This window comes from Streptococcus parasanguinis, from assembly GCF_047463195.1.
Taxonomy (GTDB): Bacteria; Bacillota; Bacilli; order Lactobacillales; family Streptococcaceae; genus Streptococcus; species Streptococcus parasanguinis_R.
Genome location: NZ_JASHEI010000006.1, coordinates 130,148 through 148,591, shown reverse-complemented (window position 1 = coordinate 148,591; position 18,444 = coordinate 130,148). Strand labels below are relative to the sequence as shown.

Below are 18,444 nucleotides of genomic sequence, written 5' to 3'. Positions count from 1 at the left end.
CGATTTCGTCGTCCCACCTCCGCACAGTTGAGTAGGGCTGTAAAAGCTGATGAAATCAGCGTAGTAGAGCCCACTCAACCACTGCGTCTTGCTCGACAATCCAAAAATAATTGAGAGGCTAGGACTTGTGTCCCAGCCTCATGTAGTTTTTACAGAATAGAACAATAATCCGTTTTGGCTAAAAGCTATATTCTATTTCTCGTTCCAGTTCATTTATCACTAAATAAAAATATCATATAAATAAACTATTTTTTTAAAAAAATAGGCTAGAGATTGAAATATTTTTCACAAAAGAGTATACTGTTAGCATAGTTTTGTCGGATATTTATAAAAGACCCCATCAAAACTAGTTGTCAACCCTTGCTGTTCTGATAGGAACGTTTGCTGGTATCGTTGATACCAAGGAGGAATCATATGTCTAAAGTAGCTATTGTCACAGGTGCTGGTCAAGGAATTGGTTTTGCAATCGCAAAACGCTTGGTACAAGATGGCTTTAAGGTTGGAGTATTGGACTACAATGCTGAAACAGCTGAAAAAGCAGTTGCTGAGTTGTCCGCAGAAAATGCTTTTGCGGTCGTTGCTGATGTATCCAAACAAGCAGAAGTGGCTGCAGCTTTCCAAAAAGTTGTTGACCATTTTGGAGATTTGAATGTTGTCGTGAACAATGCAGGTGTTGCGCCAACTACACCACTTGATACAATTACAGAAGAACAATTTACACGTACATTTGCTATTAACGTTGGTGGCGTGATTTGGGGTGCTCAAGCTGCACAAGCTCAATTCAAAGCGCTTGGCCATGGCGGAAAAATCATCAATGCAACTTCACAAGCAGGTGTTGTAGGTAACCCTAACTTGACTGTTTATGGTGGTACTAAATTTGCAGTTCGTGGTATCACACAGACTTTGGCGCGTGACTTGGCGGATTCAGGAATCACTGTCAATGCTTATGCACCAGGTATCGTGAAGACTCCAATGATGTTTGACATTGCTCATGAAGTTGGTAAGAACGCAGGTAAAGATGACGAATGGGGTATGCAAACATTCGCTAAAGATATCACTTTGAAACGTCTTTCTGAACCAGAAGATGTAGCAGCGGCTGTCAGCTTCCTTGCTGGACCTGACTCAAACTACATCACAGGTCAAACCATTATAGTGGATGGTGGTATGCAATTCCATTAAGATGAAAAAAGAGGTTGGGATCAACATCCTAACCTCTTATTTTGTGCGTTCACAATAAAAGAAACGGAGATCAAAAAAACCACTCCCGAAAGGGAAGTGGTTCTGTGTTGGTTCTTATTTGAGACCGTATTTTTTGTTGAAACGATCCACACGTCCATCTGCTTGAGTGAACTTTTGACGTCCAGTGTAGAATGGGTGTGAGTCTGATGAAATTTCAACACGGATCAATGGGTAAGTTTCACCTTCGAATTCAACTGTTTCGCTAGAGTACTTAGTTGAACCGCTGAGGAACTTGTAACCAGTAGTAGTGTCCATGAAGACAACAGGGCGATATTCTGGATGGATATCTTTTTTCATTTTGCAATATTTCCTTTCTGCCATGGTCTCTTTCCGAGCCATAGATTGTTACTAAGCTAGTGTACCAAATTTCCAGGATCTTGACAAGTATTTTCACTAATTTTATTTAAATTAATGATCAAAAAAATCACCCTGGCTAAGCCAAGGTGAATCTAATCTTATTATTGTTCAGATTGATTTGGATCTTTTGGTGCTTCAACTGGTTGATCAGCTTGTCCCTCAGTGTGTTCGTGTGATTCTTTTTTGATTTCATTTACAGCAGTTTTTACAGTAGAAGTTGTCACGCGTCCAACAGATTGGGCAAATCCTTTACCAGATTCAGTAAGTTCTTCGAATGTTCCTTTTGTGATTTTACCACCTGACATCGCCAAGAGACCAGTCACAACAATAGCGATTGATGCGATTAAAGTGAGGATCAAACCAAATCCGATTGAAACCAATCCATCTAACTCAGAGGTATACTCACTTCCCTTGAAGGTTGCAAACAATGAAACCAATGTAGAAATAAAACCTGCAACAATGATGATAGTTGAAAAAGTTTTATTTAAAGGGGTATTGATGTTATTCAAGCAGGCAAGAACGATAGAGCCAATAGAAAGGACGATTACAATCCATCCGCTATTTTGGATTCCAGAAATGCTAATAACTCCAAAGACAGTGGTATACCATGGCAAGAAAGTACCAAGAATTGCTACCGCAGCAGAGATAATGATAAACAATCTATTTTTTTCCATAATAGGTCTCCTTAAAAATTGTATTAGCTTTATTTTACCATAAGAAGGGGTAAATGAAAACCCTGTGACCAAGATAAAAAGGCTGAGGATCCGTTCTCAGCCTTCGTTTTTGCGAGCCACTTCTTGTAGCTCTTTGTAGATTTGGTCGTTTTCTTCGAGGGAGTAGGAGTTGGCTCCACTGGCTAGTGGATGGCCACCACCATTATGACGTTTGGCAATTTCATTGATCACTTTTCGTTTGCTACGCATCCGGACACGGAAGTGACCGTCGGCCTGCTCGACAAAGATAGCCCAAACAGATACGGTATCAATGCGTCCAGGAGCTCCAACAATTGCAGCAGTCTCGGAATCACGTAGATCGAATTTCTTCAAGAGCTCTTGTGTCAAAGTCACACGCGCAGCGCCATGTTCATCGATCTCGAGATGGTCATAAACATAGCCTTGAAGCTTAGCGGTTTTGAGATTGATCGTATCCATCTGCCGAGCAAGGGCTGTAAAATCAAAGGGAATGCTTCGAAGAGTTGCAGCGATCTCAAAGGTCCGAGTCGAAGTAGCAGGATAAAGGAAGCGACCAGTATCGCCGACAATCCCAGCATAGAGAAGACGCGCAGCACTAACAGGAAGTTCGAGATCCAATTCCTTAGAAAAAAGTGCGATCAACTCACTGGTAGAGCTAGACTCAGTATCAACCCAGAGCAGATCCCCATATGCATCGTCATTTGGGTGGTGGTCGATCTTAATCAGGAAATCACCATTCGTATAGCGCTTGTCATCGATGCGGGGAGTATTGGCCGTGTCACAGACAATCACCAAAGCTCCAGCATAGTCCTCATCTCTGACAGTATCCATCTCAGCAAGCCAAGTCAAGGTTGGTTCATCATAGCCAGTTGCCAAGACTCGTTTTTGAGGGAAGTGCGCACGCAGGAGATCCCGCATGCCCACCTGGCTACCAATCGCATCCGGATCCGGATTCTGATGACGGTGGATAATAATCGTGTCATAAGCTTGAATCTTTTCAAGAATTTCATTCATTACGTTCATACATTACCTCATTTTCTCTGTCAATTTTAACATAAGAAAGGCCCATCCAGCAAGCATTTATCACTAATCAGGAGCTGTGGAAGCGGTTTTACATTGGATAGATATTTTGTTAGAATGAAACCAATAAAACATGTTTTTCTTCCGCTACTATTTGGATCGCAAAGCAATTTACTATATTCGGAGTCACTACGATGGCGCGAATGATTACGAAAAACTGTTAGCATATGGTAAAGAAAATAATATTGAATTTGATTACACAACTGGCTCTAACTACCATAATCGCTTTAATCCAAAAGATGGCTTCAAACGTCCCTATAATATGAAAGTTCAAGTCCCTCAGGGCAATTCAGCTAAAGGAAAAGATTTGAACAATGCGCGGATGGTGGAGTTTATTGTGAATTTAGATACCGGCGAGTTTGAGAGTCAATGGGATGCCTATGACAATCATAAACTAGCAGATGGTCGCTATGATTCCAATCCAGGAAAATATTCTAATGAAGAATTAAGAGAAATCGCCAATACAGAGTCTTTTAACTATGGTCCCTCAACAGGTCAAAATTCCGATGTTACAGAGTTTTATAAAGGGAAACATGATAAGCTTGATATGAATACGCCAGAGCCAGCTACTCGTGCACGTGCTAAAAAAATATTTAAATATGAACTCGATTTAGGTGAAGTAGATGAAGATACAGGTCAAAAGGGGAAATTTGCGGATATAGCAAGGAAAGGAAATCAAGATTATGAAGCATGGCAACGAAATACAAAAGGAATGTCAGAAGAAGAAAAAGTGGAAGAGTATAATAAATTTAAGAAATCTCTTAATGGCAGTGCTGATAATAATACTGGCTATTATGACTATACTCAAAGTCAATTCTATCCGAAAGACCACCAGTAGTGCGTATGATATTTTACAGAAACAGAGATTTGTTTTGGTACAAGATAAAAATGACTGGGGAAAAGAGTGGAGTACTGGAGTAGGATTTGATTTAAAAGATAAGGAATTGTACAATTCGTATTTTGCAGTTATTGAGAAGAATAAATTATATGGTGGTTATGGAAATTATGGAACTAAAGAAATGTACCAACGTTCTTTTAACAGAGAAATATCATCCATTTTAGTTAATCTGAAAATTTCACCAGATGAAATCAAAAAGAATAATTATCAAATTACACGCTCACCAGATTCTTTAGTAAATAAAGAATTATTGAAAGAGGAATATCCGCCAGAATTTGAAGGTAGATATTCTATCAAGGATAGTCAATTCTCCAAAGTCCGCATCACCTACAACAAAGAATTCTTACCGACAAAAATTGAGTGGTATTATAAGGGTGAAGGAGGGCTAAAATGGTACACTTGGCGTACGTACTCCTACCCATTTAAAAATAAGTCTGAATTTGATAAGAAATTGGATGAAGAAATTGAAACTATTAAAGAGATTCGAGAAGAGAACAAGGGTGATTAAACCAGATTTGAAATAAAGCTGAGCATAGTAAAGGCTCAGCTTTATTGTTAGGAAGACACTTCCTTTTAGATGGATATTTTGCTAGAATGAGAGATATATGAAATTCATTAAAAAGAGATTATTCAGTCTAAAATCTTTCCTATTGTTAATTCTTTTATTGCTTACTATAGCTAGTATTTTCATAGTTGTTCAAAGAGGTAAGATTCAAGAGAATTCAAAGTCTATTATAGAGAAGCAAAGGTTTATAGAGACACACATCTTGTCTGGTGATGATAACAAGGAATCAATCAGTGCGGGTTTTGATTTAAAAGAAAAAGAATTTTTTTATTACCATGGAGCTGCAATAAAAAATAATAAATTGTATGGTGGTAGTCAGGAATATAGTGCTGCGGAGTATTATAAAAGAGCTTTGGATATTGAGCTCACTTCAGCACTTTTAAATCACCAAATGAATATTAAAGATATAAAAGATTCCAACTATCAAATTACTCGTTCAACTGATTCATTCATCAATAAAAAAATATTAGAAGAAAAACAACCGCCTGAATTTGAAGGTAGATATTCTATCAAGGATAGTCAGTTTTCCAAAGTCCGTATCACCTACAACAAAGAATTTCTACCAACAAAAATTGAGTGGTACTATAAGGGTGAAGAAGGACTAAAATGGTACACTTGGCGCACCTATTCTTATCCCTTCAAAAATAAGTCTGATTTTGATAAAAAGCTGGATGAAGAAATCGAAAATATTAAAGAAATTCAAGAGGAAAATGAGGGAGATTAACATAGTTTTTAGATAAAGCTGAGCTTATATAAGGCCCAGCTTTATTGATAGGAAGACACTTCATTTGGATTGGATATTTTGATAGAATGAAATGGATATGATAAAAGAAGTTAAACAATTAATTAAAAGAAAACGATGGTTACAATTTCCAAAAACAATTGTGGTAGTGTTGGTCGTAATGCTTATTGCAGTATTCCTAAGTAGTTGTAGTTACAATCAACCGGCATTGAATCTTTTAAAGAAAAAGCAATTTGTTATGATTAAAATGGGAGATTCTACCGATGAGCATTTTGAGGTTGGGGTGGACCTTGAGAAAAAAGAATATTACTATAATGATGAAACGGCAGTGAAAGACGATACAGTTTATGGTGGTTATAAAGCGGACTGGGATCGTAAACAGTATTACAAATCTGCAGTAAATAACGAATTATCATCAGTTCTATTAAGTAAGAAAATTACTACTGATGAAATTAAGAAATCCAACTATCAAATTACTAGCTCACCGAAAAGATTTTTGGACGATAAATTGATGAAAGAAGAATATCCCCCGGAATTTGAAGGTAGATATTCTATCAAGGATAGTCAGTTTTCCAAAGTTCGTATCACCTACAACAAAGAATTCTTACCCACTAAAATCGAATGGTACTATAAGGGTGAAGAAGGCCTCAAATGGTACACTTGGCGCACCTATTCGTATCCGTTCAAAAATAAGTCTTATTTTGATATGAAGTTGGATGAAGAAATTAAAGATATTAAAGAGATTCAAGAAGAAAACGAGGGCGATTAGGTTGAATCGGTCCAAATTCTTGAAACGTGTCCCTTCTTTCAGCTTATCGGGAAAGGTTTCGTGCAAAATGCTTGAAAAAGTGGTATAATACGGGAAATAGCTTTTGGGAGGAAATTATGACTGTAGCGAAGATTGTTTTTGCTAGTATGACTGGAAATACTGAAGAAATTGCTGATATCGTAGCGGACAAATTCCGTGATCTTGGTGTCGAAGTAGATGTGGATGAGTGTACAACTGTGGATGCGGAGGACTTCCTTGATGCGGATATCGCAGTGGTAGCGACCTATACATACGGCGATGGAGAGCTTCCAGATGAGATCCAAGATTTCTACGAAGATTTGGCTGGCCTTGATCTCAAAGGCAAACTTTACGGTGTGGTAGGATCAGGTGATACCTTCTACGATGAATTCTGTAAAGCAGTTGATGATTTCGACCGTTGCTTCGCTGCGACTGGTGCTGAAAAAGGTTCTGAGTGTGTCAAAGTTGATTTGTCTGCAGAAGACGAAGACATTGAAAAATTAGAAGCCTTTGCAGAAGAACTTGTAGCAAAAGCAAATTAATGACAAAGAGGCTAGATCGATGGATTACAGCCTCGATTTATATCCAAAATAAAGAGGAGACACATGGATTTAGATCAGATTCGTAAGGACATTGACCAGATCGATCAAGAGATTGTAGCCTTGCTGGAAAGACGGATGGTCTGTGTCGGTCAGATTGTAGAATATAAGGAGCAGCAGGGCTTACCTGTGCTCGATCAAGGAAGGGAAAGAGAGGTGCTTGAGAAAGTCGGCTCTCTTGTGGCGGATGAGCAGTATCGGGCGACCATTCAAGCCCAGTTTCAAGATATGATGAAGCGCTCGAGAAACTTCCAAGAGGAGGTGAGGGCGCGTGACTAGTCTATCGATCAAGCAAAAAGCACAACAGTATGTGGTCCTAACAGGGATGGCGCTTTTCATTGGTCTCTTGGTCGGTGCTATTGACATGATTTTTGGTCAAGGATTGCTCCTGATCGGGGATTTCCGAAGCCAGCATTGGCCCTTGATTCTTTTTCTGGCCTTAGCGGGGCTTGTCATCGTTTATCTCTATAAACGTTTTGGTGGCAAGGCTTCAAAAGGGATGGGCCTCATCTTTGATGTCGGACACGCGCGTGAGGAGAAAATCCCCTTGGTCTTGGTGCCTTTGATCATGCTGACGACCTGGATGAGCCATCTCTTTGGTGGTTCGGTCGGTCGGGAAGGTGTAGCAGTCCAGATCGGAGCGACCCTTTCGCACCGTTTTGCCCGTCATATCAAGATCCCGGATGCTTCGCGTATTTTTCTCATGACCGGGATGGCCGCTGGTTTTGCGGGGCTCTTTCAGACGCCACTGGCAGCAACCTTTTTTGCCCTTGAAGTCTTGACAGTTGGGGAGTTGCAGTTGATGGCTCTCTATCCAGCGCTCATTGCCTCAATCGTGGCTAGCTTCACCTCTCATGCCCTTGGTTTAGAGAAATTTGCTGTGCCACTAAGAGAAACGCTGAGCTGGACACCAGAGACCTTGATCAAAGTTGCCATTCTTGGCCTGGCTTTTGGCCTTGCTGGGAAACTCTTTGCAATTAGCCTTTCCTGGTTGAAGAAAACGGTCGCTCAAGTCTTGCCCAATCCTTATATCCGGATTGCCCTTATAGGGGCCGGACTCAGCTTGGTCCTCTTGACCCTCCAGCTGACCAAGGTCGGCACTTATAGTGGACTTGGAACCAATCTGATTGATGTAGCTTTTCATCAGGGCAGTGCGCAGAGTTATGACTGGATCTTGAAGCTCCTCTTTACCGTAGTGACGATCTCTGCTGGATACCAAGGAGGAGAAGTGACACCGCTCTTTGCGATCGGAGCTACACTTGGAGTCTTTCTTGCTCCGATGTTAGGTCTACCAGTCTTAGTCGTGGCCGCTATCGGATATGCCAGTGTCTTTGGCAGTGCGACGACGACCTTGCTCGCACCGATCTTAATCGGAGGAGAAGTCTTTGGCTATGCCAACCTGCCATTCTTCGTCATTGCTTGCGCCATCGCCTATTGCTTACCAAAAGAGTGGAGCATTTATTCTGGTCAAAAAGTTGCGAAAAAGTAGAGAAAAGAGCTTTACAAACCTGAAATTATCTGATATGATAGTTTCTGTGCGTAATGGAAGCACAAAAATACAGTTTATCCGCTGAGGGAGGTCCCTCAAGATTGACGAAGATAGGAGAATAAAATGAATCCATTAATCCAAAGCTTGACTGAAGGTCAACTTCGTACTGATATCCCTGCATTCCGTCCTGGTGACACTGTTCGTGTACACGCGAAAGTTGTCGAAGGATCTCGTGAACGTATCCAGATCTTTGAAGGCGTTGTTATCGCTCGTAAAGGTCAAGGACACACTGAAATGTACACTGTTCGTAAAATCTCTAACGGTGTCGGTGTTGAACGTACATTCCCAGTACACACTCCACGTGTAGAAAAGATTGAAGTTGTACGTTACGGTAAAGTACGTCGTGCGAAATTGTACTACCTTCGTGCATTGCAAGGTAAAGCAGCTCGTATTAAAGAAATCCGTCGTTAAGACGAACAAGGAGGCGGGAGTGATCTCGCTTCTTTTTTTTATCGGTCCCCTTAGTTCAATGGATATAACAACTCCCTCCTAAGGAGTAGTTGCTGGTTCGATTCCGGCAGGGGACATAAAGAAAAAAGGAACTCGAATGCGAGTTCCTTTTTGTGTAAGAAAGAAGTTAATAATAGATGGAATATCTCCATATAATGAATTGATTTTTGAGGAAGGAAGGAGTAAAATGTAGTTAATATAATGACTGATTAGGGATAGATGAAAATAGGCACAAAAAAAGCACCGAATCGGTGCGCACTTTTTCAAGTTGGATACGGACAAAGCCTTATTTTAACTTGCTGTGTTGTTTCGAATAACCCCAACACCATTATTCTACAACTTTATCATCGCAAATGCAAGACATAAAGGAGAAAATTATGAAAAAACCATATTCAATTGGCTTAGATATCGGTACAAATAGCGTAGGCTGGGCAGTTATCACAGATGATTACAAAGTTCCAGCAAAAAAAATGAAGGTTCTTGGGAATACCAACAAGGAGTCTATTAAGAAAAACTTAATAGGTGCACTTCTTTTTGATGCAGGAAATACTGCTGCAGATCGTCGGTTAAAAAGAACTGCCAGACGTCGCTATACAAGACGTCGGAATAGAATTTTGTATTTACAGGAAATATTTGCTGCAGAAATGAATAAAGTGGATGAGAGTTTTTTCCATCGCTTAGATGATTCATTCCTAGTTCCTGGAGATAAGAGAGGAAGTAAATATCCAATTTTTGGAACCTTAGAGGAGGAGAAAGAGTATCATAAACAATTTCCAACCATTTATCATTTGAGGAAGATTCTTGCAGATTCGAAAGAGAAAGTTGATTTGCGTTTAATCTATTTAGCTTTGGCACATATTATTAAATATCGTGGGCATTTCTTGTATGAAGACTCATTCGATATTAAAAATAATGATATTCAAAAAATCTTTAACGAATTCACAATTCTCTATGATAACACTTTTGAGGAAAGTTCACTTAGCAAAGGAAATGCACAGGTAGAAGAAATTTTTACCGATAAGATTAGTAAATCTGCTAAAAGAGACCGTGTCCTAAAACTATTTCCTGATGAAAAATCAACGGGTTTATTTTCTGAGTTTTTAAAATTAATTGTTGGGAATCAAGCTGATTTTAAGAAACATTTTGACTTAGAAGAAAAAGCTCCACTACAATTTTCTAAGGATACTTATGAAGAGGACTTGGAAAGTTTGTTGGGGCAAATTGGGGACGTATATGCTGATCTTTTTGTTGTGGCTAAAAAACTCTATGATGCCATACTACTAGCAGGTATATTATCTGTTAAAGATCCTGGGACAAAGGCTCCACTATCTGCTTCTATGATAGAACGTTATGACAATCATCAAAATGATCTTTCAGCATTAAAACAATTCGTAAGAAGAAATCTTCCAGAAAAATATGCTGAAGTTTTTTCAGATGATTCTAAAGATGGATATGCTGGATATATTGATGGAAAAACTACTCAAGAAGGATTTTACAAATATATCAAAAATCTCATTTCTAAAATTGAAGGAGCAGAGTATTTTCTTGAAAAAATTGAACGTGAAGATTTTTTGAGAAAACAACGTACTTTCGATAATGGTTCAATTCCTCATCAAATTCATCTTCAAGAAATGAATGCCATTCTCCGGCACCAAGGAGAATATTATCCATTCTTAAAGGAGAACAAAGATAAAATTGAACAGATCCTAACATTCCGTATTCCTTATTATGTAGGCCCATTGGCACGTGGCAATAGTGATTTCGCTTGGCTTAGTCGAAACTCTGATGAAGCAATCCGACCATGGAATTTTGAAGAGATGGTTGATAAATCAAGTTCTGCTGAAGACTTCATCCACAGAATGACTAACTATGACCTGTATTTGCCAGAAGAAAAGGTTCTGCCTAAGCATAGTCTTCTGTATGAAACTTTTACAGTTTATAATGAGTTGACAAAGGTGAAATACATTGCTGAAGGGATGAAAGACTATCAATTTCTTGATAGTGGACAGAAGAAGCAAATTGTCAATCAATTATTCAAAGAGAAAAGAAAAGTAACTGAAAAAGACATCATTCATTATCTACACAATGTTGATGGATATGATGGAATCGAACTAAAAGGAATTGAAAAACATTTTAACTCTAGTCTTTCTACTTATCATGATTTGCTCAAGATTATCAAAGATAAAGAGTTTATGGATGACCCTAAAAATGAAGAGATTTTTGAAAATATCGTCCATACTCTCACAATCTTTGAAGATCGAGTGATGATCAAACAACGCCTTAATCAGTATGATTCTATCTTTGATGAAAAAGTGATCAAAGCACTAACTCGTCGGCATTATACTGGTTGGGGAAAACTTTCTGCTAAACTGATTAACGGTATCCGTGATAAAAAAACCAGCAAAACGATTCTTGATTATCTGATTGATGATGGTTACAGCAATCGTAACTTTATGCAGTTAATTAATGATGATGGACTTTCTTTCAAAGAAACTATCCAAAAAGCACAAGTGGTTGGTGAGACCAATGATGTGAAGCAAGTTGTCCAAGAACTTCCAGGAAGTCCTGCCATTAAAAAGGGAATTTTACAAAGTATTAAAATTGTTGATGAACTTGTCAAGGTTATGGGCCATGCTCCGGAGTCTGTCGTAATTGAAATGGCGCGTGAAAATCAGACTACTAATAAAGGAAAAAGTAAGTCACAACAACGCTTGAAGATACTCTCAGATGCTATTTCTGAACTCGGAAGTAATATTCTAAAAGAACATCCAACGGATAATATTCAACTTCAAAACGACCGTCTCTTCCTTTACTATCTACAAAATGGGAAAGATATGTACACTGGAGAAGCTCTTGATATCAACCAATTGAGCAACTATGATATTGACCACATCATTCCACAGGCCTTTATAAAGGATGATTCTCTTGATAATCGTGTTTTAACTAGTTCAAAAGATAATCGTGGTAAATCCGATAATGTTCCAAGTCTTGAAATAGTTGAAAAGATGAAAGGTTTTTGGCAACAATTATTAGATTCTAAATTGATTTCAGAACGTAAATTCAATAATTTAACCAAGGCTGAACGAGGTGGATTAGATGAACGTGATAAAGTTGGTTTTATCAAACGCCAACTAGTTGAAACACGACAAATCACAAAACATGTTGCACAGATTTTAGATGATCGCTTCAATGCAGAAGTGAATGAGAAAAACCAAAAGCTTCGTAGCGTTAAAATCATCACTTTGAAATCAAATCTAGTTTCCAACTTCCGTAAAGAATTTGGATTATATAAGGTACGGGAAATCAATGACTACCACCATGCACATGATGCATACTTAAATGCAGTGGTAGCTAAGGCTATTCTTAAGAAATATCCTAAACTAGAGCCTGAATTTGTCTATGGTGACTACCAAAAGTACGATCTTAAGAGATACATTTCAAGAACCAAAGATCCTAAAGAAATTGAAAAAGCAACAGAAAAGTATTTCTTCTATTCAAATTTATTAAATTTCTTTAAAGATAAAGTATATTATGCGGATGGCACTATCATTCAGAGAGGAAACGTTGAATACTCTAAAGATACTGGCGAGATTGCTTGGAATAAAAAGCGTGATTTTGCTATTGTCCGTAAAGTGCTTTCTTATCCACAAGTGAATATTGTTAAAAAAACTGAGGAGCAAACTGGAGGTTTCTCTAAAGAATCTATATTACCTAAAGGGAATTCTGATAAGTTAATTCCAAGAAAAACTAAGAATGTTCAATTAGATACTACGAAATATGGTGGTTTTGATAGCCCTGTTATTGCTTATTCTATTCTATTAGTTGCTGATGTAGAAAAAGGAAAATCAAAAAAATTAAAAACTGTTAAGTCTTTAATTGGCATCACTATAATGGAAAAAGTTAAATTTGAGGCAAATCCAGTTGCTTTTCTTGAAGGTAAAGGGTATCAAAATGTTGTTGAAGAAAATATCATACGGTTACCTAAGTATAGTTTGTTTGAGCTTGAAAATGGGCGGAGACGGATGCTAGCAAGTGCCAAAGAACTTCAAAAAGGAAATGAAATGGTGCTTCCATCGTATTTAATAGCCTTACTTTACCATGCTAAAAGAATTCAGAAAAAAGACGAACCAGAGCATTTGGAATATATCAAGCAACATCATAGTGAATTTAATGATTTATTAAATTTTGTATCTGAGTTTTCACAAAAATATGTACTTGCAGAGTCCAATCTAGAGAAAATTAAAAATTTATATATAGATAATGAACAAACTAATATGGAAGAGATTGCAAATTCATTTATCAATCTGTTGACCTTCACTGCATTTGGTGCTCCTGCCGTCTTTAAATTCTTTGGAAAAGATATTGAAAGAAAACGCTACTCAACTGTTACGGAAATTCTTAAAGCTACCCTTATTCATCAATCTCTCACAGGCCTTTATGAAACTCGGATCGACTTGAGCAAATTAGGAGAAGAGTAATGGGCTGGCGTACAGTAGTTGTAAACACTCATTCTAAATTAACCTATAAAAACAATCATTTAATTTTTAAAGATGCATCTCGGACAGAACTAATCCATCTGTCTGAGATTGATATCTTACTTCTTGAAACAACTGATATAGTCTTTTCGACCATGCTTGTAAAACGGCTTATTGATGAGAATGTGTTAGTGATCTTTTGTGATGATAAAAGACTTCCAACTGCCCATTTAATGCCTTATTATGGACGTCATGATTCAAGTTTACAATTATCTAAACAGATTTCTTGGAATGAAGAAACTAAAGGTTTTGTATGGACAAGCATCATTTCTCAAAAGATATTGAATCAAGCAATATATTTAGGAAGTTGTGGTTTTTATGAAAAATCACAATCTATCATAAAGTTATATGACGGGTTAGAAATTTTTGATCCAAATAATCGAGAAGGACATGCTGCGCGAATATATTTCAATACCTTATTTGGAAATGATTTTAGTCGTGAGCAAGATAATGATATCAATGCTGCATTGGATTATGGGTATACTTTATTAATGAGCATGTTTGCGCGTGAGATTGCGTTATCAGGCTGTATGACTCAGCTAGGATTGAAGCATGCGAATCAGTTTAATCAATTTAACCTCGCAAGTGATATTATGGAGCCGTTTCGACCAATTATTGATCGTATTGTATATGAAAATAGAGGTTCAGAATTTGTAAAGATCAAAAGAGAATTATTCTCGATATTTTCAGATACTTTTCAATACAATGATAAAGAAATGTACTTAACGAATATTGTCAGTGATTATACGAAGAAAGTCATTCAGTCATTAAATAATCCTGAGAAAGGGGTTCCTGAGTTTAGGATATGAGTTATCGATATATGCGAATGATTTTAATGTTTGATATGCCAGTTGAAACAGCAGAGGAGAAGAAAGCCTACCGTAAATTTAGGCAATTTCTGATTGATGAAGGATTTATCATGCATCAGTTTTCTATCTATAGTAAGTTGTTGCTAAATAATTCAGCAAATAATGCAATGATTGAACGATTAAAAAACCATAACCCTAAAAAAGGGAGTATTACATTGCTGACAGTTACGGAAAAACAGTTTTCCCGTATGATTTATTTATGCGGTGAAAGAGATACAAGTGTAGCAAATTCAGATTCACGTTTAGTATTTTTAGGAGAGGAATTTTCAGATGAAGATTAATTTCCCTATATTAGATGAGGCAATAACGATATCAAATGCTACCTTCTTAGCTCTTGAAGATCAGCAAGTATTTTCAGAACTTGTGAAGCAATTTTATCAATACAATGGTGATAGTGATTTAAAGATATTTGACTCTCGTCTGATATCATTAAAAGAATCCGAACTTCTGGTAATAACTGATATTTTAGGCTATAATTTGAATTCAATTTCCATGCTAAAATTGATTCATACTGATTTAGAAAATCAATTGAATGAAAAACCAGAAGTGAAGTCAATGATAGAGAAATTAGTCGTAACAATTACGGAATTATTAGCTTATGAGTGTTTGGAGAATGAATTGGATCTAGAATATGATGAAATCACTATTCTAGAGTTGATCGAAGCATTAGGTGTTAAAGTAGAAACAATAAGCGATACTGTATTTGAAAAGTGCATGGAAATTGTACAAGTTTTCAAATATCTATCTAAAAAGAGACTCCTTGTTTTTATAAATGTAGCTGCTTACTTATCAGAGAACGAAATTGAAAGTTTAATAGAATATATTGGATTAAATCAATTATCTGTCTTATTTTTAGAACCAAGGCAAGTCTACAATTTTCCCCAATTTATACTAGATAAAGATTATTTCTTAAATGCTGAAAATATGCTATAATAGCAGTAATGACGGGATTCAGACGGACTGAAGTCTAGCTAGGACGAATGGCGCGATTACGAAATTTCGAAAGAAAAATCATTCTACGAGGTTTTAGAGCTGTGTTGTTTCGAATGGTCCCAAAACTGAAATCATGATCGAACGATTCAACCGCATGTTTTAGAGCTGTGTTGTTTCGAATGGTCCCAAAACAACTGGCTCTAACGCTTGGTCTGTCTTGTTGTTTTAGAGCTGTGTTGTTTCGAATGGTCCCAAAACAAACACACCCGCAAAGAGCTTGAAGAAGCTGTTTTAGAGCTGTGTTGTTTCGAATGGTCCCAAAACTGGAACATCAAAACGCCTATCTTGCTATTTGTTTTAGAGCTGTGTTGTTTCGAATGGTCCCAAAACTACAACTTCATCTTGATAAGTGTTTCAACAGTTTTAGAGCTGTGTTGTTTCGAATGGTCCCAAAACGCTTGATTTGTAGGCGTCGTCAAATTGACTGTTTTAGAGCTGTGTTGTTTCGAATGGTCCCAAAACGCTTGAAGTTTAGAATCAGTCTCTTGTGCTGTTTTAGAGCTGTGTTGTTTCGAATGGTCCCAAAACCTTGCGTTCCCATCTCAATGATCGCTGGTAGTTTTAGAGCTGTGTTGTTTCGAATGGTCCCAAAACAGCACCAACCATACCAATAACAGCACCTTCGTTTTAGAGCTGTGTTGTTTCGAATGGTCCCAAAACACGCAAAACCAATTATCACACTGGTTGGATGTTTTAGAGCTGTGTTGTTTCGAATGGTCCCAAAACTACCGACTGGGCCAAAAGCCGAACCGATTCGTTTTAGAGCTGTGTTGTTTCGAATGGTCCCAAAACCTTTAGCTTTAGCGTCCTCTGCCATTTCTAGTTTTAGAGCTGTGTTGTTTCGAATGGTCCCAAAACTCGCTTCCTCGTATAATACCTTGTAATTAGGTTTTAGAGCTGTGTTGTTTCGAATGGTCCCAAAACTTATGTATGACGGTGATGGCTACATTCCACGTTTTAGAGCTGTGTTGTTTCGAATGGTCCCAAAACTTGATTTCTTTCACGTCAGTACCTATGGCAGTTTTAGAGCTGTGTTGTTTCGAATGGTCCCAAAACTCAGAAACTTGCTCAGGACTATGCTGATATGTTTTAGAGCTGTGTTGTTTCGAATGGTCCCAAAACTGCCTTTCTTGATATACACCATCGAAGTAAGTTTTAGAGCTGTGTTGTTTCGAATGGTCCCAAAACTAGTTTCTTCTGTACCGTCACCATCATAATGTTTTAGAGCTGTGTTGTTTCGAATGGTCCCAAAACAGCCGTACGGACACAAGTCACACAGCCCGCGTTTTAGAGCTGTGTTGTTTCGAATGGTCCCAAAACTCACTTGAGCAGATGCAAGGAATTGCTAATGTTTTAGAGCTGTGTTGTTTCGAATGGTCCCAAAACCATACAAGATCCGTGCTGTCACTGTAGAATGTTTTAGAGCTGTGTTGTTTCGAATGGTCCCAAAACAAAGCAAGTAAAAGAGGAGTATGAACATCGGTTTTAGAGCTGTGTTGTTTCGAATGGTCCCAAAACAGTCGTAAGCGCCGCACCAGCATCGCCTGTGTTTTAGAGCTGTGTTGTTTCGAATGGTCCCAAAACTGCCCATGAAATTCATAAAGCACATGATATGTTTTAGAGCTGTGTTGTTTCGAATGGTCCCAAAACCAGCAACATCAAGGACAAGCACCTTGAATTGTTTTAGAGCTGTGTTGTTTCGAATGGTCCCAAAACATCTGTGATGTCCATTGGACTTGCAAAGCTGTTTTAGAGCTGTGTTGTTTCGAATGGTCCCAAAACTTGGAACGTGCTAGATAGTTTTAACGGCTCGTTTTAGAGCTGTGTTGTTTCGAATGGTCCCAAAACTTTTTCTCCTATTCTAATGATCTTCTACTGTTTTAGAGCTGTGTTGTTTCGAATGGTCCCAAAACTACCGACTGGGCCAAAAGCCGAACCGATTCGTTTTAGAGCTGTGTTGTTTCGAATGGTCCCAAAACAATGGCTCAAGGAATATGCTGACACAGTACGTTTTAGAGCTGTGTTGTTTCGAATGGTCCCAAAACTTAAGGTCCTGTGTGGCCTTGTAATCGTCTGTTTTAGAGCTGTGTTGTTTCGAATGGTCCCAAAACATCTCTCATCGTATAATGCAAAACCAAAAAGTTTTAGAGCTGTGTTGTTTCGAATGGTCCCAAAACTCCCACAAGGAAGTGACAGAGAACGAAACGGTTTTAGAGCTGTGTTGTTTCGAATGGTCCCAAAACCTTCACAAGTCGGTGATATCTATCATCAAAGTTTTAGAGCTGTGTTTTTTCGAATGGTACCAAAACATAAAACTTTGAAAAAACGCTCAAACCGCTGTTTTAGAGCTGTGTTGTTTCGAATGGTCCCAAAACGGCTACAAAATAAATACAGATTAGACGGAAGTTTTAGAGCTGTGTTGTTTCGAATGATCCCAAAACATTATTTGAAGATAGAATGATGCACATAACGTTTTAGAGCTGTGTTGTTTTGAATGGTCCCAAAACTTATTTTTTGTATGATATAACAGAATATTTTAAAAATGAAGGTTTTTTCTATGGAAGGTGATGTGTTTTTTGATTATTATTTAAAATCACTTAGGTTTTATTTTGGTGATAGGTGTAAGGAAATTGGATTTATAAAATTTTTCAAAGATGAAAACAATAGTTTTATTACTATAGAGGATTATGTTTTGGAATCATTTGTAGTATTGTCAAATATTTTGAGTACGGATAGGATTGTGTTTTCTTGTGGAATTATTCATAGTAAGGGGGTAGTTACTGGAGTAGAAGTATGTATGAATGTATCAGAGTTAGAGAGATTAAATAAATTGTATAAGATATAGTTTTGATGAATATTAAAAAACATAAGGGTATTTATCTACGTGGGATGTGTGGAGTGATAGGATTAATGTTTCCTAGTTCTAGAGCTCTGTTGTTTTGAATGATCCCAAAACAAGAAAAACAAAAAATGATTGTCTAGGAGCTCGATACATTGAGCTTCTTTTTCTTTAGAAATTCAAATCATAATTTTACAGACTTTTATGTCATTAATTTATTTCCCCCCTCCGCTTTTTCTTTGACTCTCCT

17 protein-coding genes, 1 tRNA gene and 1 CRISPR repeat array are annotated in these 18,444 nt (G+C 37.7%); of the genes, 15 read left to right on the top strand and 3 right to left on the bottom strand.

Going from position 1 to position 18,444, the window contains the following annotated elements:
* Positions 1-414: 414 nt before the first annotated feature.
* The gene (locus QM870_RS06950; RefSeq protein ID WP_003006860.1) at positions 415-1,179 is read left to right on the top strand and encodes a (S)-acetoin forming diacetyl reductase; all 765 of its coding nucleotides are present in this window, start codon (positions 415-417) and stop codon (positions 1,177-1,179) included.
* A gap of 114 nt (positions 1,180-1,293) precedes the next feature.
* Here the strand turns inward: QM870_RS06950 and QM870_RS06945 are convergent, their stop codons facing one another.
* The 3 genes from QM870_RS06945 to QM870_RS06935 form a co-directional block, all read right to left on the bottom strand.
* A complete protein-coding gene (locus QM870_RS06945) occupies positions 1,294-1,536 on the bottom strand; it encodes a type B 50S ribosomal protein L31 (protein WP_003016441.1) in 243 nt (80 codons plus the stop codon).
* 161 nt (positions 1,537-1,697) lie between these two features.
* A complete protein-coding gene (locus tag QM870_RS06940) occupies positions 1,698-2,270 on the bottom strand; it encodes a lantibiotic ABC transporter permease (protein ID WP_414369171.1) in 573 nt (190 codons plus the stop codon).
* A 96-nt stretch (positions 2,271-2,366) separates the two neighbouring features.
* Positions 2,367-3,311 carry a DHH family phosphoesterase gene (locus QM870_RS06935; protein ID WP_414369169.1) on the bottom strand — a complete coding sequence of 315 codons (945 nt, stop codon included), beginning with the start codon at positions 3,309-3,311 and terminating at the stop codon, positions 2,367-2,369.
* A gap of 130 nt (positions 3,312-3,441) precedes the next feature.
* On the opposite strand from QM870_RS06935, the gene QM870_RS06930 reads away from it, so the two are divergent.
* From QM870_RS06930 to QM870_RS06865, 14 genes are all read left to right on the top strand, one after another.
* Positions 3,442-4,206, top strand: coding sequence for a DUF3114 domain-containing protein (locus QM870_RS06930; RefSeq protein ID WP_083324073.1), 765 nt, complete (start codon positions 3,442-3,444; stop codon positions 4,204-4,206).
* Positions 4,207-4,240: 34 nt separating this feature from the next.
* Positions 4,241-4,774: a cobalamin biosynthesis protein CobN gene (locus QM870_RS06925; protein ID WP_229099230.1), complete on the top strand. Its 534-nt coding sequence runs from the start codon at positions 4,241-4,243 to the stop codon at positions 4,772-4,774.
* A 97-nt stretch (positions 4,775-4,871) separates the two neighbouring features.
* Entirely contained in the window at positions 4,872-5,555 is a 684-nt protein-coding gene (locus QM870_RS06920) for a hypothetical protein (RefSeq protein ID WP_256318006.1), read from the top strand.
* 91 nt (positions 5,556-5,646) lie between these two features.
* On the top strand, positions 5,647-6,342 hold the full coding sequence (locus QM870_RS06915) for a hypothetical protein (protein ID WP_414369166.1): 696 nt from the start codon (positions 5,647-5,649) through the stop codon (positions 6,340-6,342).
* Between the two features lie 116 nt (positions 6,343-6,458).
* A complete protein-coding gene (locus tag QM870_RS06910) occupies positions 6,459-6,902 on the top strand; it encodes a flavodoxin (RefSeq protein WP_003007049.1) in 444 nt (147 codons plus the stop codon).
* Positions 6,903-6,965: 63 nt separating this feature from the next.
* Positions 6,966-7,238 (top strand): chorismate mutase, encoded by a 273-nt coding sequence (locus tag QM870_RS06905; protein ID WP_049474864.1) that lies wholly within the window; start codon positions 6,966-6,968, stop codon positions 7,236-7,238.
* A gap of 46 nt (positions 7,239-7,284) precedes the next feature.
* Entirely contained in the window at positions 7,285-8,448 is a 1,164-nt protein-coding gene (locus QM870_RS06900; protein WP_185755149.1) for a chloride channel protein, read from the top strand.
* Positions 8,449-8,571: 123 nt separating this feature from the next.
* Positions 8,572-8,919 carry a 50S ribosomal protein L19 gene (rplS, locus tag QM870_RS06895; protein WP_003003254.1) on the top strand — a complete coding sequence of 116 codons (348 nt, stop codon included), beginning with the start codon at positions 8,572-8,574 and terminating at the stop codon, positions 8,917-8,919.
* Positions 8,920-8,963: 44 nt separating this feature from the next.
* A tRNA-Arg gene (locus QM870_RS06890) sits at positions 8,964-9,035 on the top strand.
* Positions 9,036-9,335: 300 nt separating this feature from the next.
* Positions 9,336-13,436 carry a type II CRISPR RNA-guided endonuclease Cas9 gene (gene cas9 / locus QM870_RS06885; RefSeq protein ID WP_414369165.1) on the top strand — a complete coding sequence of 1,367 codons (4,101 nt, stop codon included), beginning with the start codon at positions 9,336-9,338 and terminating at the stop codon, positions 13,434-13,436.
* Positions 13,436-14,302 (top strand): type II CRISPR-associated endonuclease Cas1, encoded by an 867-nt coding sequence (gene cas1, locus QM870_RS06880; RefSeq protein ID WP_049523027.1) that lies wholly within the window; start codon positions 13,436-13,438, stop codon positions 14,300-14,302. Before cas9 ends, cas1 begins: the two co-directional genes overlap by 1 nt.
* On the top strand, positions 14,299-14,643 hold the full coding sequence (gene cas2 / locus QM870_RS06875) for a CRISPR-associated endonuclease Cas2 (RefSeq protein WP_065427741.1): 345 nt from the start codon (positions 14,299-14,301) through the stop codon (positions 14,641-14,643). The genes cas1 and cas2 overlap by 4 nt, the downstream gene beginning before the upstream one ends.
* Positions 14,633-15,295: a type II-A CRISPR-associated protein Csn2 gene (csn2, locus tag QM870_RS06870; protein ID WP_049523025.1), complete on the top strand. Its 663-nt coding sequence runs from the start codon at positions 14,633-14,635 to the stop codon at positions 15,293-15,295. The genes cas2 and csn2 overlap by 11 nt, the downstream gene beginning before the upstream one ends.
* Positions 15,296-15,385: 90 nt before the next feature.
* Positions 15,386-17,862: a CRISPR direct-repeat array (repeat unit 36 nt; unit sequence GTTTTAGAGCTGTGTTGTTTCGAATGGTCCCAAAAC).
* Positions 17,863-17,897: 35 nt separating this feature from the next.
* A complete protein-coding gene (locus QM870_RS06865; protein WP_049523024.1) occupies positions 17,898-18,200 on the top strand; it encodes a hypothetical protein in 303 nt (100 codons plus the stop codon).
* Positions 18,201-18,444: the final 244 nt, after the last annotated feature.